The sequence below is a fragment of the Rhodoglobus sp. GW821-FHT12B09 genome, assembly GCF_058809925.1.
This window is the reverse complement of the sequence record NZ_JBXATB010000001.1, coordinates 386668-407662: the sequence shown is the minus strand read 5'-3', so window position 1 is coordinate 407662 and position 20995 is coordinate 386668. Positions and strand designations below refer to the sequence as shown.

The 20995-nt window shown below is 70.0% G+C and carries 18 protein-coding genes; 9 read left to right on the top strand and 9 right to left on the bottom strand.

All coding sequences use genetic code 11. The features are described 5' to 3' along the window. Positions 1 to 2: 2 nt before the first annotated feature. Positions 3 to 674, bottom strand: a complete 672-nt coding sequence (locus AC1RTC_RS02050; protein ID WP_493153790.1) for an esterase/lipase family protein — start codon at positions 672 to 674, stop codon at positions 3 to 5. Further along, positions 671 to 1489: an alpha/beta fold hydrolase gene (locus AC1RTC_RS02045; RefSeq protein WP_493153789.1), complete on the bottom strand. Its 819-nt coding sequence runs from the start codon at positions 1487 to 1489 to the stop codon at positions 671 to 673. The genes AC1RTC_RS02050 and AC1RTC_RS02045 overlap by 4 nt, the downstream gene beginning before the upstream one ends. Positions 1490 to 1528: 39 nt before the next feature. Here AC1RTC_RS02045 and AC1RTC_RS02040 point away from each other — a divergent pair, with 39 nt between their 5' ends. Continuing rightward, a complete protein-coding gene (locus AC1RTC_RS02040; protein WP_493153788.1) occupies positions 1529 to 2764 on the top strand; it encodes an FAD-binding protein in 1236 nt (411 codons plus the stop codon). Between the two features lie 96 nt (positions 2765 to 2860). Here the strand turns inward: AC1RTC_RS02040 and AC1RTC_RS02035 are convergent, their stop codons facing one another. The 3 genes from AC1RTC_RS02035 to AC1RTC_RS02025 all read right to left on the bottom strand — a co-directional run bounded on the left by AC1RTC_RS02035 (position 2861) and on the right by AC1RTC_RS02025 (position 7374). Further along, positions 2861 to 5404, bottom strand: coding sequence for a DEAD/DEAH box helicase (locus AC1RTC_RS02035; protein WP_493153787.1), 2544 nt, complete (start codon positions 5402 to 5404; stop codon positions 2861 to 2863). Positions 5405 to 5528: 124 nt separating this feature from the next. After that, complete coding sequence (locus AC1RTC_RS02030; RefSeq protein WP_493153786.1) at positions 5529 to 6464, bottom strand: nucleoside hydrolase; 936 nt, start codon at positions 6462 to 6464, stop codon at positions 5529 to 5531. A gap of 16 nt (positions 6465 to 6480) precedes the next feature. After that, positions 6481 to 7374: an EamA family transporter gene (locus AC1RTC_RS02025; RefSeq protein WP_493153785.1), complete on the bottom strand. Its 894-nt coding sequence runs from the start codon at positions 7372 to 7374 to the stop codon at positions 6481 to 6483. A 43-nt stretch (positions 7375 to 7417) separates the two neighbouring features. On the opposite strand from AC1RTC_RS02025, the gene AC1RTC_RS02020 reads away from it, so the two are divergent. The 3 genes from AC1RTC_RS02020 to AC1RTC_RS02010 are packed head-to-tail and all read left to right on the top strand — an operon-like array spanning position 7418 to position 10986. Further along, positions 7418 to 8872: an SDR family NAD(P)-dependent oxidoreductase gene (locus tag AC1RTC_RS02020; protein ID WP_493153784.1), complete on the top strand. Its 1455-nt coding sequence runs from the start codon at positions 7418 to 7420 to the stop codon at positions 8870 to 8872. Next, entirely contained in the window at positions 8869 to 9087 is a 219-nt protein-coding gene (locus AC1RTC_RS02015; protein ID WP_493153783.1) for a putative acetyltransferase, read from the top strand. Before AC1RTC_RS02020 ends, AC1RTC_RS02015 begins: the two co-directional genes overlap by 4 nt. A gap of 9 nt (positions 9088 to 9096) precedes the next feature. Further along, positions 9097 to 10986 carry a hypothetical protein gene (locus AC1RTC_RS02010; RefSeq protein ID WP_493153782.1) on the top strand — a complete coding sequence of 630 codons (1890 nt, stop codon included), beginning with the start codon at positions 9097 to 9099 and terminating at the stop codon, positions 10984 to 10986. Here AC1RTC_RS02010 and AC1RTC_RS02005 read toward each other — a convergent pair. Next, positions 10983 to 12038, bottom strand: a complete 1056-nt coding sequence (locus AC1RTC_RS02005) for an ice-binding family protein (protein ID WP_493153781.1) — start codon at positions 12036 to 12038, stop codon at positions 10983 to 10985. The genes AC1RTC_RS02010 and AC1RTC_RS02005 overlap by 4 nt on opposite strands. A gap of 228 nt (positions 12039 to 12266) precedes the next feature. On the opposite strand from AC1RTC_RS02005, the gene AC1RTC_RS02000 reads away from it, so the two are divergent. After that, positions 12267 to 12836: a TetR/AcrR family transcriptional regulator gene (locus AC1RTC_RS02000; RefSeq protein ID WP_493153780.1), complete on the top strand. Its 570-nt coding sequence runs from the start codon at positions 12267 to 12269 to the stop codon at positions 12834 to 12836. A gap of 293 nt (positions 12837 to 13129) precedes the next feature. Here the strand turns inward: AC1RTC_RS02000 and AC1RTC_RS01995 are convergent, their stop codons facing one another. Genes AC1RTC_RS01995 through AC1RTC_RS01985 form a run of 3 tightly spaced genes read right to left on the bottom strand, consistent with a single transcriptional unit; the run spans position 13130 to position 16480 of the window. After that, on the bottom strand, positions 13130 to 14986 hold the full coding sequence (locus AC1RTC_RS01995) for an FAD-binding oxidoreductase (RefSeq protein WP_493153779.1): 1857 nt from the start codon (positions 14984 to 14986) through the stop codon (positions 13130 to 13132). Beyond that, positions 14979 to 15668: a lysophospholipid acyltransferase family protein gene (locus AC1RTC_RS01990; RefSeq protein ID WP_493153778.1), complete on the bottom strand. Its 690-nt coding sequence runs from the start codon at positions 15666 to 15668 to the stop codon at positions 14979 to 14981. Before AC1RTC_RS01990 ends, AC1RTC_RS01995 begins: the two co-directional genes overlap by 8 nt. After that, positions 15668 to 16480 carry an SDR family NAD(P)-dependent oxidoreductase gene (locus AC1RTC_RS01985; protein ID WP_493153777.1) on the bottom strand — a complete coding sequence of 271 codons (813 nt, stop codon included), beginning with the start codon at positions 16478 to 16480 and terminating at the stop codon, positions 15668 to 15670. The genes AC1RTC_RS01990 and AC1RTC_RS01985 overlap by 1 nt, the downstream gene beginning before the upstream one ends. 116 nt (positions 16481 to 16596) lie before the next feature. On the opposite strand from AC1RTC_RS01985, the gene AC1RTC_RS01980 reads away from it, so the two are divergent. Genes AC1RTC_RS01980 through AC1RTC_RS01965 form a run of 4 tightly spaced genes read left to right on the top strand, consistent with a single transcriptional unit; the run spans position 16597 to position 20993 of the window. After that, a complete protein-coding gene (locus AC1RTC_RS01980; RefSeq protein WP_493154269.1) occupies positions 16597 to 17370 on the top strand; it encodes a hypothetical protein in 774 nt (257 codons plus the stop codon). After that, positions 17367 to 19709, top strand: a complete 2343-nt coding sequence (locus tag AC1RTC_RS01975) for an SDR family oxidoreductase (protein WP_493153776.1) — start codon at positions 17367 to 17369, stop codon at positions 19707 to 19709. Before AC1RTC_RS01980 ends, AC1RTC_RS01975 begins: the two co-directional genes overlap by 4 nt. Beyond that, on the top strand, positions 19699 to 20502 hold the full coding sequence (locus AC1RTC_RS01970; protein WP_493153775.1) for a ferritin-like domain-containing protein: 804 nt from the start codon (positions 19699 to 19701) through the stop codon (positions 20500 to 20502). The genes AC1RTC_RS01975 and AC1RTC_RS01970 overlap by 11 nt, the downstream gene beginning before the upstream one ends. Further along, positions 20499 to 20993 carry a cation:proton antiporter regulatory subunit gene (locus tag AC1RTC_RS01965; protein ID WP_493153774.1) on the top strand — a complete coding sequence of 165 codons (495 nt, stop codon included), beginning with the start codon at positions 20499 to 20501 and terminating at the stop codon, positions 20991 to 20993. Before AC1RTC_RS01970 ends, AC1RTC_RS01965 begins: the two co-directional genes overlap by 4 nt. Positions 20994 to 20995: the final 2 nt, after the last annotated feature.

Below are 20995 nucleotides of genomic sequence, written 5' to 3'. Positions count from 1 at the left end.
TCTCAGTCAACACCCACGGCCCGCTGAATGATGTCGAGAACGCGTGGATCCGACAGCAGCCGGAAGTGCCCCACCAGCGGGATCACGATGTTCGTGGCCCCTTCCAGCTCGCTCCCGTTCGGGATCACGTGGTCAGCCTCCGTGTACACCGACGTGATCCGCGAGTTGATCTCGAGGTTCGCCGCCAGGCTGCTGAGCAGCGAGTCGCCGGGGAGGAACGGCCGGATGGTCCGCACCGGCACGTACTTGGCGCGGGCCGAGCCGGAGAACGGGCTCGCGAGCGCCACCATCCGGTCGATCCGGTGATCGAGGTCGTCGAACGCCATCATGTGCTTGCCGACGATGCCGCCCTTGCTGTGGCCGACGATGGCGACGTTCCACAGATCGTGGTCCACGAGGTACTGCTGCGCGACAGCCGCCGTCTCGGGGATCGGCGCGACGTTGTACCCGAGCTCCGGCAGGACGTGCACCGGATGCCCCGCCGCATGCAGCCGCAGGCCGACGGTCAGCAGGTAGCGCCAGGGCTCGTAGACGCCCGGGATGAGCAGCACCGGCCGGCCGTCGCCGTCGGAGAGCGAGGCGGGCGGGCGGCGGTGGCGCAGGTAGCCCGCGCGAGTGGAGAACGCCCACGCGTAGTCCAGGCCGATGCCCCAGGCGAAGTCGCTGAGCTTCATCGTGCCGCGTGCTCCGCGACGTATCCCGCCACGCGCACGGGGTCGCTGTACATGATGACGTGGGGGCCGGCGACAGTCTCGTACCGGGCGCCCGGCACCGACTCGGCCACGAACCTCGCCCACGCCTGCGGCACGACGAGGTCCTTGTCCCCGGTGAGAACGAGAGTCTTCGCCCGGATGCCCGAGAGCCTGTCCTCGATGCGGTCGCCGAACAGGTGCCGCAGCTGGCGGAAGAAGTAGGGCATCCCGCAGCGCACGAAGTAGTCCCAGCCGATGATGAGGTTGGCGCGCAAGGGATTGCGCGCGCCGTCGACCAGCAGCCGGCCCGCGGCGGGCCAGAACGATCGCTCGTCCGTGGGCATGGTCGGGGCGAGCAGCACGATCCGGTCGGTCACGTGCGGCGAGTCGACGGCGAGGCGGGAGACGACCTGCGAGCCCATCGAGTGTCCGACCAGCACGGGGTTCACGAGCCCGGAGTCCTCGAGCACGCGGGCCAGTACGCCCGCGTGGTCGGCGATCGTGACATCCCGGCGCGGATCGGGCGCAGCCCCATAGCCCGGCAGGTCGACCAGGTAGACGGCCCCGACCTTGGCGAGCTCGGCCGCGGCCGGGTGGAAGTAGCGCGAGGAGACCCCGATTCCGTGCACGAGCACGAACGCGGGGCCGTCGCCGTCGGCGATGCGCGGGAAGCGCTTGACGACGACGGTGAGGTCGTCGAAGGCGCGTCGGCTCGTGAAGAACGCCGCCGGCCCGACGTGATGACGGCGGTAGGCCTGCTCGCCGCGGGGACTCATCGCCCTCCGCAGCCGTGCCATGGCGCAAGTCTAGGTCGGCGCACGGTGGACAATGGGCCTGTGAGCATTGGATCGAACTGGGCCGGGTACCACGAGTACGCCGCGGCCGCACTGCACCGCCCGACGTCGATCGACGAGCTGCGGGAGATCGTGGCCGCAGCGCCCCGCATCCGCGCACTAGGGAGCAGGCACTCGTTCAACGACCTCGCCGACTCCGCGGAGCTCGTCTCGCTCGACGGGCTCGAGCCGAGCATCCTGGTCGACGACGACAGCGAGACTGTCTCGTTCTCGGCGGGCGTTCGGTACGGCGAGCTGGCCGCACAACTGCAGGCCCAGGGCTGGGCACTGCGGAACATGGCGTCGCTCCCCCACATCTCGGTGGCGGGGGCGGTCGCGACGAGCACGCACGGCTCCGGCGACCGCAACGGGACGCTCGCCCGCGCCGTCTCCGGGCTCGAGCTGGTCACCGCCGACGGCGGCCTGCGCACGATCTCCCCCGCCGACGACGAGTTCGACGGCGCGGTCGTCGCCCTCGGCGCGCTCGGCATCGTCACGCGGATCACGCTCGACATCGAGCCCTCCTACCAGGTGCGGCAGGACGTGTTCACGGGGCTGCCCTGGGACCGCCTGCTCGAGAACTACGACGCCATCACCGCGCGCGCCTACAGCGTCAGCGTCTTCACGGACTGGGTGGATGACGGGCGCACCTCGGTCTGGCTCAAGAGCCGCCTCGACGAGCGCACCCCGCCGAAGGAGCTGTACGGCGCGAAGCCGCTCCCCGACAGCGTCGGACTCGCCGAGGGGCCGAGCTCCAACGCGACCCAGCAGGGCGGCGTCCCGGGGCCGTGGAACGAGCGGCTGCCCCACTTCAAGATGGGCTTCACGCCGAGCAACGGCGACGAGCTGCAGACCGAGTACCTCGTGCCGCGCCGGTACGCGCTCGACGCACTGCGGGCAGTCCGGGCGCTCGGCCCGCGAATCGCGCCGCACCTGCACATCACGGAGCTGCGCACGATGGCCGCCGACTCACTGTGGCTGAGCGGCGCCTACGACACGGATGCCACGGCGATCCACTTCACGTGGAAGAAGGAGCCCGACGCGGTACTCCCCCTGCTGCCGGTCATCGAGGCCGCCCTGGAGCCGTTCGACGCCCGCCCGCACTGGGGCAAGCTGTTCCGCGCCGTGCGCCGCGAGCTGTACCCGAAGCTCCCCGATTTCGTCGCGCTCGCCCACGACCTCGACCCCGAGGGGAAGTTCCGCAACGCGTTCCTCGATCGGAACGTCTTCGCGGGTTGAGTTGCGCCCTCTGGGGCGGGTTGAGTAGCGCCCTCTGGGGCGCGTATCGAAACCGGTTCGCCGTCCGGCCTCGATACGAGCGCTAGAGCGCCCTACTCAACCCACCATCCCGATAGACGTCACGCGCACCACGGCGAGCCCCTGCTCCGCGGACTCCGCAAGGTCGACCGTGGCGCTGATGCCCCAGTCGTGGTCGCCGGCGGGATCGTCGAAGATCTGGCGCACCGTCCACTGCTGCGGGCCCTCGGTGATCATGATCATCGCCGGGCCTCGGGCGTCTCCGCCGGTGCCGAGCGAGCCGTGCTCGTCGAAGTACGCGTCCATGGCGTCGGCCCAGGCATCCGCGTCGAATCCGGCGGCGGCGTCGAGCTCGCCCAGCGCCTCCCAGTCCTCGAGCGCGGCAAGCTGAACCCGGCGGAACAGCTCGTTGCGCACCAGCACGCGGAACGCCCGCGGGTTCGCGAGCACTGACGGCGGCGCGGGCGGCACGACGGGCGCGCCGGGGTCCGCGGACGGATTGATCATCGCCTCCCACTCGTCCAGCAGGCTCGAGTCGACCTGGCGCACGAGCTCGCCGAGCCACTCGATCACGTCGAGGAGCCCCTCGGTCTTCGCGTCATCCGGAATCGTCTGCCGCGCCGCCCGGTACGCGTCCGAGAGGTAGCGCAGCACGAGCCCCTCGCGCGGGGCGAGCTGGTAGAAGCCGGTGAAGTCGGCGAAGGTCATCGCGCGCTCGTACATGTCGCGCACCACCGACTTGGGGCTGAGCTCGAAGTCGCCGATCCACGGCTGCGTCGCGGAGTACTTCTCGAACGCCGCGTTCAGCAGCTCCTCGAGCGGCTTGGGCCAGGTGATCTGCTCGAGCAGCTCCATGCGCTGGTCGTACTCGATGCCCTCCGCCTTCATCGCCGCGACCGCCTCGCCGCGCGCCATGAACTGCTGCTGCTGCAGCACGGGCCGCGGGTCGTCGAGGGTCGACTCCAGGATCGAGACCATGTCGAGCGGGTAGGTCGGCGACTCCGGGTCGAGCAGCTCGAACACGGCGAGCGCGAACGGCGAGAGCGGCTGGTTGAGTGCGAAGTTGGGCTGCAGGTCGACAGTGAGCCGGATGCTCGTGCGCTCCTCAAGCGTCTCGACGAGCTCCCCGTCGTACATCGCCATGACCGGCTCGGTCACCTGCTCCACGACGTCCGCCGCGCGGAGGGTGCGGTAGATCGCGAGCGCCTGCCGCGCGAGGGCGAGCTTGCCGTGCCAGGACTCGTGCGAGTCGAAGATGAGGTCGCGCATGTTCTGGAAGGCATCACCCCCGCGCGCGATCACGTTGAGGATCATCGAGTGGCTCACCTGCATGTGACTGGTGAGCAGCTCCGGCTCGGCGTTGATGAGGCGCTCGAAGCTCGGCTGGCCCCACGAGACGAAGCCCTCCGGAGCCTTCTTGCGCACGATCTTGCGGATCTTCTTGATGTCGTCGCCGGCCTTGGCCACGAGTCGGGCGTTCTCGGCCTCGTGCTCGGGGGCCTGGGCGACCACGGTCCCGGCGGTGTCATAGCCCGCGCGCCCCGCCCGGCCCGCGATCTGGTGGAATTCGCGGGCGCTGAGCTGGCGCATCCGGGTGCCGTCGTACTTCGTGAGGGCGGTGAGCAGCACGGTGCGGATCGGCACGTTGATGCCCACGCCGAGCGTGTCGGTGCCGCAGATGACGCGCAGCAGGCCGCGCTGGGCCAATTGCTCGACGAGCCGGCGGTACTTGGGCAGCATGCCCGCGTGGTGCACGCCGATGCCGGCGCGGATGAGGCGCGACAGCGTCTGCCCGAACCGCGTCGTGAAGCGGAACCCGCCGATCGCCTCCGCGATCTCGTCCCGCTGCTCGCGGCTGATGACCTTGATGCTGGTCATCGCCTGCGCGCGCTCCAGGGCGGCGGCCTGCGAGAAGTGGACGATGTAGATCGGCGACTGGCCGGTGCCGAGGAGGTCCTCGACGGTCTCGTGCACGGACGTCGTCACGTACGAGTAGTGCAGCGGCACCGGGCGGTCGACCCCGGTGATGAGCGCGGTCTCGCGGCCGGTGCGCCGGGAGAGGTCGTCGGCGATCGGCTTCATGTCGCCGAGCGTCGCGGACATGAGGATGAACTGCACCTTGGGGAGGGTGAGGAGGGGGACCTGCCACGCCCAGCCCCGGTCCGGGTCGCCGTAGAAGTGGAACTCGTCCATCACGACCTGGCTGACGTCGGCGTCCGGGCCCTGGCGCAGCGCGAGGTTCGCGAGGATCTCGGCCGTGCAGCAGATGATCGGCGCGTCGGCGTTGACGCTCGAATCGCCCGTGACCATGCCGACGTTCTCAGCGCCGAAGATGTCGACGAGCGCGAAGAACTTCTCGCTCACGAGCGCCTTGATCGGCGCGGTGTAGTACGTGCGGTGGCCCTGCGCGAGGGCCGTGAAGTGCGCGGCGATCGCGACCAGCGACTTTCCCGTGCCCGTGGGCGTGGAGAGGATCACGTTCGCGCCCGAGACGATCTCGATGAGCGCCTCGTCCTGCGCCGGGTAGAGCGGCAAGCCGCGGCCCTCCGCCCAGCCGGCGAACGCGGTGTACGCGGCATCAGCCTCGAACGGCCGGGGCGCGAGGTCGAGGAGGGCGGGCATCCCTCAACCGTACCGGCGGCTCGCGCGGCGCAGATGCGGAGGATGCCGCGCCGCGCCGCGCACGCGAAACCCGGACGGCGCGGCGCGGCGTCCTCCGGTCCGGCGCGGCGCGAGGAGCGGCGCGCTAGGCGGAGTGCTCGGCCGCGACGCGCGCGTACACGCTCTCCACGTAGGCCCAGAAGCCGTCGACGTCGAGCTTGGTCGCCACGAGCGCGTTCGGAGCCGGGGCGTCGAAGTCGACCACGGTCATCCCCTCCGTGAACTCGCCGCGGGTCTCGATGTCGACGCGGGCGGGCTGGGCGAGGAACAGGTCGGGCCGGGTCACGTAGGCGACCGCGCACACGTCGTGCACGGCCTGGCCGTCCCAGTCGGGCATGTTCGGGTTGAAGTAGAAGGTGGCGAGCGGCACGATCAGCTCGTCGGCGAGCTTCCCCAGCTGCCGCAGCCGGTCCACCACGGCGCCGTTGGCCTGCGCCTGCAGCGTGAGGTCGAGCCCGATCATCGTCGGGCGCCAGTCCGCGTCGAAGACGATCTTGGCGGCCTCCGGGTCCGCCCAGATGTTGAACTCGGCCGCGACCGTCGCGTTGCCGCGCGTGTACGAGCCGCCCATGATCGTGAACGATGCGGCCCAGCGCGCGATCGCCGGCTCCCGCTCGAGCGCGATCGCGATGTTCGTGAGCGGCCCCGTCGCGACGAGGTGGATCGTGCCCGGGGTCTTGCGCAGGGTCTCGATGATGAAGTCGGCGGCGTGGATGCCCGTGACATCCAGTGTCGCCGCGGGCAGTACGACGCTGCCCAGGCCTCCGGAGCCGTGCACGTGCGCTGCGTCGCGCGGCTCCTTCACGAGCGCTTGGGCGGCACCGGCGGACACGGGCACGTCCGGGAACCTGAGGTACTCGCGCAGCTGCAGCGCGTTGCGCGTGGTGTTCTCGAGCTTGACGTTGCCGCCGACTGTCGTGACGCCCACGAGGTCGATGTTCGGGTCGCCGTGCGCGAGCAGCAGGGCGAGCGCGTCGTCGAGCCCGGGGTCGCAGTCGAGGAGGATCTGGTAGCCGCTCATAGGTCGAGCGTACGGCTCAACTCAGCGCCAGCAGCACCGACGCTGCAATCGCGAGCACCACGCCGCCCAGCTGCACGAGGGTGAGCTTCTCCCGGTACACGATCCGCGCGAGGACGATCGTGCCGACCGGGTAGAGCCCGACGATCACCGAGACGACCGCGAGGCTCCCGGACTGCAGGGCGATCAGCAGCACTCCGTTGGAGACGCCCAGCAGCACTCCGCCGACGGCGCTGGCCGCCCAGGCCCGGGCCCGCGACGGGACGAGCTCGGCCGCCTGCTCCTCGTCGAGCATCGCCAGGGCGCTCCTCGACCGCGAGCTCACCCGCACCGCGAGCAGCAGCACCGCGAGCAGAACGACGCCGACCGTGATCTCCACGACCGCGGCGGTGACTCCGGAGTCCTGCGGCGCGCGGTCCAGCGCGGCGATCGAGCCGCCGAGCCCCACGCCGGCGAGCACCGAGAGCACGACGGTCTTGCGCGGGATGCCCGTCCTCGAGCCCCCGCGGGTGACCGAGATCAGCGCGCCGCCGAGAAGGGCGAGCACTATCGCGGCCCACGCGAGCGGCGGCAGCTGCTCGCCGAGCAGCAGCGCGATGACGACCGGCACGAGCGAGCCGATGACGGCGATGAGCGGCGAGGCGAGGCTCATCGGCCCCGCCGCGAGCGCCGCGTAGAACGCGAGGAAGCCGATGATCGCGCTCACCCCGGCTACCGCGCCCCACAGGACAGTCTCCGCCGACCACGCGCCGCCGATGAGCGGCAGCATGACGAGAAGGGTCAGCAGCGCGAATCCGTAGGTCACCGCGGTACCGGGCAGGACCTTCAACCGGCGCGCCCCCACGGCGCCCAGGAAGTCGGAGACGCCGTACGAGAGCGCCGTCACGAGCGAGAGCGCGACGGTCACCAGCATCCCCATAGCGTGGCACGGGTGCGGGCCCGGCGTAGAATCTCGTGTGCCCTCCGAGACTCCCCCCAGCGCCAGCGGCATCGACCCCGCCGACCTCGAGGTCGCGCTGCGGGTTCTCGCACAGATGGCCGAGGTCGACCAGGAGCACCCCGACTTCATCACCGTGCGCCAGGCGACGGCCAAGATGTTCAAGGCCGTCAAGAAGGAGCGCCGGCTCGAGAAGCGCGCCGTCATCGCGGAGGCCGACCGCAGCGTCATCGCCGCCACGGCCACCGGGGCGCCCGACCGCATCGACGACGAGACGCGCGGCATCCCGATCGCGACCCGGCTCGAGACGCCCACCGCGGGCGAGCTCATCAAGGCGCGCGCCTGCTACATCTGCAAGAAGCCGTACACGCTGGTCGACGCGTTCTACCACCAGCTCTGCCCCGACTGCGCCGCGCTGAGCCACGCGAAACGGGATGCCCGCACCGATCTCACGGGCAAGCGCGCCCTGCTCACGGGCGGCCGCGCGAAGATCGGCATGTACATCGCCCTCCGCCTGCTGCGGGACGGCGCGCACACCACGATCACGACGCGGTTCCCCCGCGACGCTGTCCGCCGCTTCAGCAGCCTGCCGGACTCCCCCGAATGGATCGACCGTCTCAAGATCGTCGGCATCGACCTCCGCGACCCCGCGCAGGTGATCGGGCTGGCCGAGGATGTCGCCGCCGCCGGCCCCCTCGACATCCTGATCAACAACGCGACGCAGACCGTCCGCCGCTCCCCCGGCGCCTACCAGCCCCTCGTCGACGCCGAGCTCGCGCCGCTCCCCGACGGACCCCTGCCGGAGCTGGTCACCTTCGGCCACACCAACGACCCGCATCCCAAGGCGTTGGAGAACTCGGTCTCCGCTCACCCGATTCTCGGTTCCGTCGACCTCGTGCAGGAGGCGATGACCGCGGGGAGCTCCTCGCTCGAGCGCCTGGCCGCCGGCACCGCGATCGACGCGGGCGGGCTGCTGCCCGACCTCGACCACGTCAACTCCTGGACGCAGCACGTACAGGAGGTCGACCCGCTCGAGATGCTTGAGGTGCAGCTTGCCAACACGACGGCGCCGTTCATCCTGATCTCGAAGCTGCGGCCCGCGATGGCCGCAAGCAAGGCCCGCCGCAAGTACGTGGTCAACGTGTCGGCGATGGAGGGCGTGTTCGGCCGCGGGTACAAGGGGCCGGGGCATCCGCACACCAACATGGCCAAGGCCGCGGTCAACATGCTCACGCGCACGAGCGCGCGCGAGATGTTCGAGACCGACGGCATCCTCATGACGAGCGTCGACACCGGCTGGATCACCGACGAGCGACCGCACCCGACCAAGGTGCGCCTCGCGGAGGAGGGCTTCCACGCCCCGCTCGACCTCGTCGACGGCGCCGCGCGCGTCTACGACCCGATCGTGCGCGGCGAGGCCGGCGACGACGTGTTCGGCGTCTTCCTCAAGGACTACGCGCCGGGCTCCTGGTGACCACTCCCTCCTTTCGGGCGGGCGACCGCGTGGTCGTGCGGTACCGCCTCCCCGACGGCCGGGCCACCGATGCCCTGGGCACGCTCCTGAGTGCGACCGAGACGCACCTGGTGGTCGACGGCAAGCGCGGCGTGGAGACGATCGCGGTCGCCGAGGTGATCGCCGCGAAGCGGGTTCCGCCGCCGCCCGTGCGCAAGGAGCATCCGCTGGAGTAGGAATGGAGCATGACGTCGACTCGCGTGGTGCCCACCCAGCTCGCCGATTCCGAGGCGTGGCTCCGCAAGCCGCGCGCGAAGTGCGATGTCGTGATGAAGGGCGGCATCACCTCCGGGGTGATCTACCCGCGGGCGCTCGTCGAGCTCGCGCGCACGCACGAGTTCCGGGGCATCGGCGGCTCCTCGGCCGGGGCGATCGGGGCGGCGTTCGGCGCTGCCGCCGAGTTCGGGCGCGCGAAGAACGGCTTCGCCGAGCTCTACACCCTCCCCAAGCAGCTCAATCTGCGCGAGCTGTTCCGGCCTGAGCCCTCCACCCGCGTGCTGCTGCCGGTGCTCCTCGCGTTCGCCGGCTTCTCCAACAGGGGCGTCAAGCGCCGCGGCCCCGCGCAGCTCGTCGCGATCATCTGGACCCTCGCGACCCGCCTCTGGTTCGCGGGCGCGCTGGGCCTGCTGGCGGGCGGCTCCCTGCTCATCGCAGCCTTCATCGCGGGCGGGATGCCCGACCCCCTGTTCATCGTCACCGGAGCGCTCCTCGCCCTCCTCGGCTGGGTGATCGCGGTGCTCGTGCGCCTGTCCTGGGGCCTCACCAGGTCGGTACCGCAGAACCTCTTCGGCATCTGCCGCGGGCTCGACCCGTCCGGCGGCGAGAAGGGGCTCACGAACTGGATGTCGGTGCGGCTCGACCGCATCGCGGGGCTCGGCGCCGACGAGGGGCCGCTGCGCTTCGGGCACCTGTGGACGGGGCATCCCGCGCCCAAAGAGGACCGGCTGGAGCACGTCGAGGTCGCCGAGCGCAAGGTGGACCTGCGGATGATCAGCACCTGCCTGAGCTGGGCGCGGCCGTTCGAGATGCCGCTGAAGGCGCGCACGTTCCTGTACGACCCGGTGGAGTGGGCGAAGCTGTTCCCCGCGGACGTCATGGAGTCCCTCGCGCGGTTCAGCCCCGAGGATCCGATCGCCGGGGCGCACGTGCCATCCCTGCGCCGACTGCCGGAGCCCGCCGACCTGCCGGTCATCGTCGCCACCCGCATGTCGCTGAGCTTCCCGCTGCTCATCTCCGCGGTGCCGCTCTGGGCGATGGTGTACGGCGACCACGGCGACGAGGCCGACACGGTCACCGAGGGCGGCTCCGTCGTGCGGTACGTGAAGCTGTGGTTCACCGACGGCGGCATCGCGAGCAACTTCCCGGTGCACCTGTTCGACTCGCCGCTGCCCACCCGGCCGACCTTCGCGATCAACCTGGGGTCGTTCCCCGCGACGCAGGCAGCGCCCTTCCCCGAGCAGGCGGACAACATCTCCTACGCGAAGGACAACGCCGCGATCCCCAACACCTACCGCGGGATCCCGGAGCAGGGGTTCGGCGCCGTGACCGGTTTCGTCACGGCGCTCTTCGCCACCGCGCGGGACTGGCACGACAACTCCCACCTCGAGACCCCGGGCTACCGCGACCGCATCGTGCTCGTGCGGCAGACGAAGTCGGAGGGCGGCCTCAACCTCAACATGCGGCAGGAGACCATCGACGAGCTGTCCGACCGCGGCGAGGTGGGCGCCCGGCTGATCGCCGAGCAGTTCGCGCAGAAGCGGTACCCGCGCGCCGGCCGTGGCGCGCTCACCCGCACCGGGTGGGACAACCACCGCTGGGTGCGGTACCGCGCCCTCATGGCGGGCATGCCCGCGTTCCTCGGGGCGTTCCAGCGCGGTGAGGATGCCCTGAAGATGGGCTCGGGCAGGCTGCCGAGCTACCCGTTCGAGGGCGACTCCGAGCAGGTCGCCGACCTGATCACGGAGAACCTGCGGAATGCGGCATCCGGCGTCGAGGGGTTTGACGAGAAGACGCTCGACAACCTGACGAAGACGCCGGGGCCGCCGACCGTGATCAGGCGCGTGCCGACGCTCTAGGGGCGCTCCTTCTGGCGACGCGCCAGCGAGGACGCGGCGAGAAGCACAACGCCCACGAGGAGGACGAGGCTGCCGACCGCCGCCGGTCGGCGCACGTCGATCGCGGTCGCCGCCAGCTGGGCGCCAGCCGGAGACGCGCCACCGCCGCCACCGGACTGCGGTGCGTTCTGGGGCGGTGCGTTCGCCGCGCGGATCGCGTCAGCAGCCGCGAACGATACTGCGGCACTCGCCGTGACCGTGGCCAGGGTGCCCGAGGGGATCGGGATGCCCGGGGCGCCCGCTGTGAGGCCGCCGGTCGCCGTGGCGCAGGTGGAGGGCGATCCGATGACGTTGCTGTCGAGGGTGACCGAGCCGTCGAGGGCGAGCAGGCGCGCGCCCTCGTTCGAGCCGGAGCCCACAGTGGCGTTCGTGGTCGCCGTCACCGAGGTGCGGGCGATCAGGGTGCCCGCGAACAGCGAGCTCGTGCCGAGCGTGGCCGAGCTGCCCACCTGCCAGAAGACGTTGCAGGCCTGCGCGCCGCCCACGAGGGCAACCACGCTCGCCGAGCCGGTGATGAGGGTCGAGCTCGACTGGAACACGAAGATGTCGGTCGCGGTTCCGTTGAGCACGACGGTGCCGTTGAGCTGGAGGGTGTTCGACGCGGGAGCACCGTGGTAGACGCCGGGGCCGTACTCCAGCCCGCCGAGCTCGGTGGGCACCGCGGTTCCGCCGAGTGCCTCGAGCGCGTCGTACGCGTGGCTGGCGTCGATCTGGCCGGTCGTGGCCTGAGCGGCGGGCGGGGTGTAGATCGTGCCGTTCACGAGTCCCGGCGGGAAGCCGGTCACGGCGGCGGCGAGACCGGGCGAGAGTCCCACATCCCCGGTGATCACCGAGGGGCCCGTGTTCGACACGGCCTGGCCGCCCAGAACGGCGAGGCTCTGGGCCGACCCGAGGAAGTCGGCATCCCCGGGCACGCCCGCGGTGGCGCTCGCGCTGCTGGCGGCAGCCGCCACGGAGGCGGCGAGCCCCAGGGCGATCGCGAGGGTGATGGAGGTACGGCGGAATAGAGGCATGAGGTTGTCCTGTCGATTCATGAGGTGATACGCACCGTTCATGATCAGCAGGGACGTGCATCCCCCGGGCTATTTCAGCTGGTCCTACGCTCAGACTGAGCGTTCTACCCCTCGCCGTCAAGGGGTTGGCCGTTCGGGGGGTGCCGCGGGTTTTTGCGCGAACGAGCCACGTATCATTGCACAACCAGGTGCAATCGCGGTCATCGCCGCGCGTCGGACGGAGACTCGGTGACCCAGGCGACTGCCGCTCGGACCCCGCGGCACCCCGAAGTCGATGCGCGCATCTTCGATGCCGCGCTCACCATCCTCCGCAGCCGCGGGCCGCTTGCGGTCAGCATCGAGTCGGTCGCCGCGGCCTCCGGCGTCGCCAAGACGACGATCTACCGGCGCTACGAGAACCGGGAGTCCCTCCTCACAGCGGCGATCACCTCGGCGGCCACGACCGTCGAGTTCCCGGTCGGCCTGGCCGCGCAGGAGTCACTCCGCTGGGTGCTGAGGCACGCGCGCGACACGATCGAGACGGTCGTCGGCCGGGGCACCGTCGCCGCCGTGATCATGAACGAGGATCCTCAGTTCACCGAGCTCCTGCTCGGCATGATCCGCAACTCGACCCGCCCGCTGCGCGCCGACCTGCGCGAGCGCGCCCTCGCCGGTGAGATCAAGGCAGACCTCGACGTCGAGCTCGCGATGAGCATCCTGCTCGGGGTGGTGGTCGCCGAGCTGATCCGCGGCCGGCCGACCGGCGAGGAGTGGGTCGACTCCGTCCTCGCCCTCCTCTGGCCCGCCTTCGCCGCGTAGCCGCCCGCCCGCCCGTCGCCGCACCCCGCCGCACGCCCGCCGCTGCCCGCCGCCGCCTTGCCTGCCGCACACCCGCCCGACGATCCTCGTGTCGGAAATGCAGGAGATCCCGATCCGTCAAGCGCTGAACGATGACATAACGGCGCGAACGGGGCAGTTTCTCCTGCATTTATCACGCGGTCGGGATGCCCGGGGCACCACCCTCGACGGGCAACGCTCGGCGCGCAGGCGCGACGAGGGGCCACTTGTTACGACGCACCGGTGGCGGCACGTAACAAGTGGCCCCTCGTCGCCTACTTGGTCGTGGCGGGCTTGCGCGCGGCGGGAGCCTTCGCGGCAGGAGCCTTGGCAGCAGCCTTCGGAGCGGCCTTGGCGGCAGGGGCAGCCTTCGGAGCGGCCTTGGCGGCCGGTGCAGCCTTGGCGGTCGCAGCCTTCGCGGGCGCAGCCTTCGCCGCCGGGGCCTTCGCCGCCGCGCGCGGCAGGATCTTGCCGGGGTTGAAGTTGCTGCCGGCGTCCGCGGAGCTGAAGAGGCCGCTCATGATCTTCACGCCCTCCGGGGAGATGTCCTCGGTGAGCCACGGCGAGTGCTCGAGGCCGACGCCGTGGTGGTGCGAGATCGTCGCCTCGTTGTCGACGAAGGACTGCTGGATGGCGTTCTTGACCACGTTGTACTCCGCGATCGGGTCCTTGTCGAAGACGAAGGCGAACGTGAAGTAGAGGCAGGCGCCCGAGTGGTACGAGTGCGACATGTGCGACATGATCCAGCCCTTGATGCCGATCTGGTCGTACGCGCCCTGTGCTGCCGCGTAGGCCGCGTCGTGCACGCGGTTCAGCTGAGACCACGGCGCGGCGGTCTCCGACACGTCACCGGCGGCGCCCATGTCGAGCAGGAAGTCGCGGAGGTACGGGGTGTCGAACTTCTTCTGGTCGTAGAGGATGCCGGGGCCCGTGCCGATGATCGTGAGACCGCCGTTGGCGCGGATCATCTTCTCGACGAGCTTGCGCTGCCGCTTCGCGTGCTCGGGGCTGCCCTCGTACGCGATGAAGGAGATGCAGATCTGGTCGAGGTTCTCCTTGCCCCACTTGCGGCCCATGATCCAGGGCAGCACCTTCCCTGCCATGAACTTGTCGAGGCCCTTGCGGTCCTTCGAGGTGGCCAGGGTGAAGGCCGTTTCGCGGGCGTCGCTGATGCGGGTGATCGACGGTGCAGCATCCGACTCGGAGATCTGCTGCATGGTCTTGATGCCGGCCTCCCAGTTCGGGAAGAAGTAGGCGTAGACGTCGCGCTTGGCGGGGACGCGGTGGACCTGGGCCGTCACCTCGGTGATGACGCCGAGGCGCCCCTCCGAGCCGAGGATCATCTCGCGCACCGACGGTCCGCTCGAGGTCGATGGAAGCGGCCGGAGCACGAGCGTGCCGCCGGGGCGCACCACGCGCAGGCCGCGCGCGATGTCCGCGATGTCGCCGTACTTGTCCGACTGCATGCCGGAGGAGCGCGTCGCCACCCAGCCGCCGATGGTCGAGTGGGTGAAGCTGTCCGGGAAGTGGCCGATGGTCCAGCCCTGCTGATTGAGCTGCTCCTCGAGGTCGGGGCCCTGCGCGCCGGCCTGGATGCGGGCGAGGCCGGACTCGGCGTCGATCGAGATCACCTTGCGGAGGCGGCCGAGGTCGAGCGACACGATGGTGCGCTTCTCCTCGGGCAGGGGCTCGAGGCTGCCCCCGATGTTGCTGCCGCCGCCGAACGGGATGATGACGGCGTTGGCTGCCACCGCGGCATCCACCACCGCCTGCACCTCGGCCTCGTCGGCCGGGTAGATGACGACGTCGGGGCTGCGGAGGATCATGTTGCCGCGAACGCGCATGAGGTCGCGGATGCTCTTGCCGTAGGTGTGCACGACGCGGGCCATGTCGTCGGTCGTGACGTTCTCAGCGCCGACGATGCCGGCGAGGGCCTTGACGAAGGCGGCGCTGGCCACGGACTTGCCGACCTTGAGCTCGTCGAAGGACGGCTCCCCCGCGCGCTTGGCGGTGAGGAGGTCGAGGCCGACCGCGTACTGCACGAACGGAGCGAACTGGGGCTTGTCCTCGAAGTGGAATCCCACACCGTCGACGCCCCAGCCCCACCATTTCATGTGCTTGACGTCAGTCATGTGCAGTTCCCTTCTGAGGGTGCGCCGGCATTGGCGACACGGTTTCGTGCAGTCTGCGGACTTCCGCCGCAAGTCGGGTCGAGAAATTCTCTGCCGTTTCGCCGGCTTCCGCCAGCATCGGCGCGCCAAACACTACCGTCACGGGGTAGCGCCCGGGCTTGGGCCAGCTCACCCCGCGGGGCATCGCCGCGCTCGCGCCCACGAGCGCGATCGGCAGGCAGGGCACCTTGGTGGCCATCGAGAGGGCGGCGGCGCCGGGCTTGAACTTGCCCATGACGCCGGCCTTCGAGCGGCCGCCCTCGGGGAAGATGAGGAGGGGCACCTTGCGCTCGAGAAGCGCCTTCGACGAGCCGCCCCGCTTGCCCTCCGAGTTGCGCTCGATCGCGAACGCGTTGAAGAAGAGGGTGGTGAGCCACTTGCGCCACTGCACGTCGAAGAAGTAGTCGGCGGCGGCCCCGGCCGCGAGGTAGCGGGCGAGCCGGTAGGGCAGGGCGCCGATCACGAGCGGGGCGTCGAGGTGGCTGGAGTGGTTCGCGACGACGATGAACGGCGCCTCGAGGTCTTTGATGTCCTCCTCGCCCTTCGTCGTGACGCGGACGAGCCGCCAGACCAGGGGCTTGAGCATCCCGCGCTGCGCGACCTTGCGCACGCGCGCGACACCCGGGGAGGTGAAGCGGTCCATCAGCTCTTCTTCTCCGTAGTCACAGTGGATGATTCGGAGGCCTCGTCAGTTCGGCTTGACGAGATGCCCGCCGAGATCGAGCGGATCGCGGCCAGCGGCAGGTGACGGGCAAACCACCCGAGCACGCGGTAGCGAACAGTGGGTATGGACACGACCTTGCCGCGCCGGGCATCCCGCAGCGCGATGCGCGCGACGGTCTCGGGCTCGCTCCACAGGAAGCCGGGGAGCGAGCTGCGCCGCACGCCAGCGCGCTCGTGCCACTCGGTGCGCACCCAGCCCGGGAGCACCGCCGTGGCCGTGACGCCCGTGCCCCGCAGCTGGACGGAGAGGCTCTGGCTGTACGCCGTGACCCACGCCTTGATCGCCGCGTACGAGCCGGTGGCGAGGTACGTCTGCAGGCTGGAGATGTTGATGATCGAGCCGCTGCCCCGCGCCTTCATGGACCGGCCGGCGGCCCCGCCCAGGACGAGCACCGCGCGGCACATGACGTCGAAGGCATGTTCGTGGTGCGACGTGTCCGCCGCGAGCAGCGAGGTGTGGACTCCGAAGCCGGCGTTGTTGATGAGCAGGTCGATCGGGCGCGAGGCGTCTTCGATGCGGGCCACGACGCGTGCGACATCCGCCCGGTCTGCCAGGTCTGCGCTGAGGATCTCGACATTGATGCCCGAAGCGGCATGCAACTCGGCGGCGGCGGCCTCGAGTCGGCCGGCGTCGCGGGCGACGAGCACGAGGTCGGTTCCGCAGGCAGCCAGCTGCCGGGCGAATGCGGCGCCGATGCCGGATGTGCCGCCCGTGATGAGAGCCGTAGCCATGACGCATACATTACGCTACGGGTCCCGTAGCGACGATTGGGTACACTTGACCCGACTCTCACCAGCCCTTGGAGGTAATACGGATGCCGGAACATAAAGAGGCGTCCGTGGACATCATGAGATTCCCGGCTCCCGACTTCGATGTTCGTGAGTACGCGCGCGAGGCAGCAGGGTCCCACCGTGACGAGCTGGGCCTCGAGGAGTACCGCACGAACCCGCTCAGCCCCGAGGGCCTGCGCCTCATCCGCTACCTCCAGATCATCGAGCGCGCGACGATGACGCACCTGCGCAGCGTGCTCGTCACCGCGACCCACAAGGACGCCCGGATCACGGCCTTCCTCACGACCTGGGCGTTCGAGAAGTACTGGATCGCCGACGCCTTCGAGCAGATCGGCCTCGCGCACCAGCCCGAGGGCACCGACGTCGACCGCGCCCCCTTCATCACGCCGTCCGAGCGCACGATCCGCGAGTCGATCGTCGCGAACATCATCGGCATCCCGATGATCGCCGTGCACATGACCCTCGGCACCATCGACACCTGGCTCAGCCAGGTCGCCTACGCCCGACTCGCCGCCCTCGAGAACCACCCCCAGCTCGCGAAGACGATGGAGAAGTTCACCGAGCTCAAGCAGCGCCAGCTCGCCTTCTTCGAGGCACAGTCCCGCTACCGCCTCACCGAGTCGAAGCAGGCGCGCAAGCTCACCCGCCGCCGGCTCGCCAAGACCCCGTGGCCGATCGGCGCGAAGGCAGAGCCGCGAGAGGAGACGGCCTTCTTCTTCGACCGGATCTTCGGCTCCGCCCGCGAGCTCGTCGCCGAACTCGACGCCCGCATCGACACCCTCCCCGGCCAGTCCGGCCTGTCGCTCATCCGAAAGGCCGCCCAGCTGTGACGACCTCCCCTCCCGCCAAGCCCGCCGTGCGCAAGGCCGCTCCGAAGAAGGCCGCGCCCGCCGGTGGCGTCCTCACCAACGAGCACATCTTCCTCACCGGCGGCACCGGATTCGTCGGCCAGGCGATCCTCGAGCGGCTGCTCTTCTCCCACCCCGGCACGCGCATGACGCTGCTGGTGCGCGGCAAGGGCAGCCAGACGGGCGAGGCCCGCCTTGCCGGGCTGCTGCGCAAGCCGGTGTTCAAGAACTGGATCGAGTCCGTCGGCGGCGAGGAGAAGGCGCGCAAGGAGTTCGCCCGGCGCGTCACCGCGCACGAGGGCTCCCTCGGCAACGTCGGCGTGCTCCCCGACGACATCGACGTCGTGCTGCACTCCGCATCGACTGTCTCTTTCGACCCGCCCATCGACGAGGCGTTCGACACCAACGTGGGCGGCGCCTACGGGGTGTACGGCGCACTCCTGGCCTCGAAGAGCGACCCGCACGTCGTCCACATCTCCACGGCCTACGTGGGCGGGATCCGCAAGGGCATCGCGCCCGAGGCATCCCTCACCCACAACGTCGACTGGCGCGCCGAGTACGAGGCCGCGAAGTCGGCCCGTGCGCGCGTCGAGCTGGAGTCGCGCGAGCCGCAGGCGCTGCGCGAGCAGCTGAACAAGGCGAAGGCCCGCCACGGCAAGACGGGCCCGCAGGCTGTCGCCGGGTTCGCCGAGGCGGCCCGCACCGAGTGGGTGCGCGAGCGCCTCGTCGACTATGGCCGCACGCGCGCCGAGTCGCTCGGCTGGACGGACGTCTACACCCTCACGAAGGCCTTCGCCGAGCGCGCGGCCGAGGAGCTGTGGTCGCAGGCCGGCCACCGACTGTCGATCGTGCGCCCGAGCATCATCGAGAGCTCGCTCAAGCACCCGTTCCCCGGCTGGATCGACGGCTTCAAGGTCGCCGACCCGCTCATCATCGCCTACGGCCGCGGCCAGCTGCCCGACTTCCCGGGCCTGCCCGACTCGATCCTCGATGTCATCCCGGTCGACTTCGTCGTCAACGCGGCCCTCGCCGCCGCGGCCCGCCCGGCCAAGCCGAACGAGGCGCAGTACTTCCAGGTCGTCTCGGGCAAGACCAACCCGCTGCCGTTCCACCGCATGTACGAGAACGTCAACCGCTACTTCGTCGAGAACCCCCTTCCCGACGAGAAGGGCGACATCGTCGTGCCCAAGTGGCGCTTCCCCGGCGGGCAGAAGGTCGAGCGCGCCCTGGAGAAGCGCGAGAACCAGGTGACCCGCGCCGAGAGGCTCATCGAGCGGATGCCGACGACCAAGCGCACCCGGGAATGGCTCGACACCGTCCGCAAGGGCAAGCACGGCCTGCAGCAGCTGCGGGCGTTCACCGAGCTCTACCGCGCGTACGTGCAGACCGAGATCATCTTCGACGACACGAACACCCGCGCGCTGCTGGCCTCCCTGCCGAAAGAGGTGCAGGAGAACGAGGGCTTCGACGTCAAGGACATCGAGTGGGAGAAGTACTGGCAGGAAGTCCACTTCCCCGCCGTCACGACCCTGACCCGCGCGTTCGGCAAGCGCCCGTCGGCAAAGGCCAAGGCGCAGAAGGTGCTCCCTGAGCGCACCGACGTCGTCGCCGTCTTCGACCTCGAGGGCACCGTGCTCGAGTCGAACCTCGTGAAGCAGTACCTCACGCTGTGGGCCGGAACCGTGCCGCGATCCCGCGTCGCCCACGACCTCGCGAACTTCACGTTCTCGCTGCGCAAGTACTGGCGCGCGGAGCGGCGCGACCGCGGAGAGTTCATCCGCACGTTCATGCGCAGGTACCAGGGCTTCAAGGTGAGCGAGATCGAGCGCCAGGTGCGGGGCCCCTTCGGCCGCGCCATGCTGCGCCGCGCGCTGCCCGACGCGCTCAAGCGCGTGCAGGAGCACCGGGATGCCGGGCACCGCACGATCCTCGTGACCGGGTCCATCGACCTGACGGTGACGCCGTTCCTGCCCTACTTCGACGAGGTCGTGGCCGGTCGGATGCACGAGCGCGACGGAGTCCTCACCGGATTCCTCGCCGACCCGCCGCTCGTCGACGAGGCGCGAGCCGCCTGGCTCCGCCACTACGCCGCCCAGAACGGCTTCGACCTCGACGGCTCGTACGGGTACGGTGACAACCATGCAGACCTCGTCTGGCTGCAGCTCGTCGGAAACCCCAACGCCGTGAATCCCGACATCAATCTGTACCGTCACGCCAAGGAGAAGCACTGGAATGTGCTGGACTGGAAGCGCAAAGCGGCAGGCGTTCAGAGCAGTGACTCCGAATCATCCGCAGTAGAAGGGGCATCCCATGGCGTTTGACATCGACAAGTACACGAGCACCTCCAAGAAGGTGGTCTGGGGCGACCTCGACTTCGAGCAGTTCAAGACCAACCCACTGCCGGAGTCGACCCTCCGCAGCATCCGGTACATGGCCGACATCGAGTACCACACGGTCTGCTACCTGCGCGACCTGCTCGTCACCCCCTCGCACAAGGAGGCCGACGTCTCGGCCTTCATGACGATGTGGAACCGCGAGGAGTTCTGGCACGGCGAGGCTCTCTCCGCGGTGCTCGGCGCCCACGGCATCACGCTCGACTTCGACCAGCTGAAGGCCACGCGCCTCAAGCTCGGCTGGAAGGACCGCCTCGACCCGATCAAGCAGTCACTGCTCGGCAACATCGTCGGCAAGGACTTCATCGCCGTCCACATGATCTGGGGCGCCGCCAACGAGTGGTCGGCAGTCGCCGCCTACAACCGCATGGCCGACCTCGAGCAGCACCCCGTGCTCGCCGAGCTGCTGCGCCGCATCGCCAAGCAGGAGGCCCGCCACGTCGCGTTCTACGCCACGCAGGCGCGCGACCGCCTCGCCAAGAGCAAGAAGGCGCAGGTGCTCGCCCGTTTCGCCCTCAAGAACGCCTGGGGCCCGGTCGGCTCGAGCGTGATGGAGCCCGCAGAGGTCACCCACGTCATGAGCCACATCTTCGCCGGCGAGGAGGGCCTGCGCGAGGTGCGCAAGCTCGACGAGCACATCTCGAGGATGCCCGGCCTCGAGGGCCTCACCATCGTCGAGAACTCCCTGCGCAACAAGTACGGCTACGTCGACGCCGCATGACAGTCCGCATCGAGCGCGTCGACCTCCCCGGTATCGGGGTGCGCAACGACGTCATCACGGCCGGCGGGCGGCGCGTGAGCGTGGTCTCGCAGCGCTCCGGCGAGCGTGACATCGCGCTGTTCGACATCGACGACCCGGATGCCTCGACCGACACGATCGCGCTCACCGACGATGAGGCTGCGGCACTGGCCGAGCTCCTGGGAGCCTCCATCGCGCTGAGCCGCCTCTCCGGCCTGAGCGAGAAGGTGCCGGGGCTCTTCACCGAGGAGATCTCGCTCCCCTCCGACTCGAAGTTCATCGGCCGTCCGATGGGGCACACCCAAGCGCGCACGCTCACGAGCTCGTCCATCGTGGCGATCGCCCGAGGCACCGAGATCATCGCCTCCCCGACGCCCGACGTCGTGCTCGAGCGCGGGGACGTCATCGTCGCCGTGGGCACCCGCAAGGGCCTCGACAAGCTCAGCAAGCTCATCGACCGCGGGCCGAGCTAAGC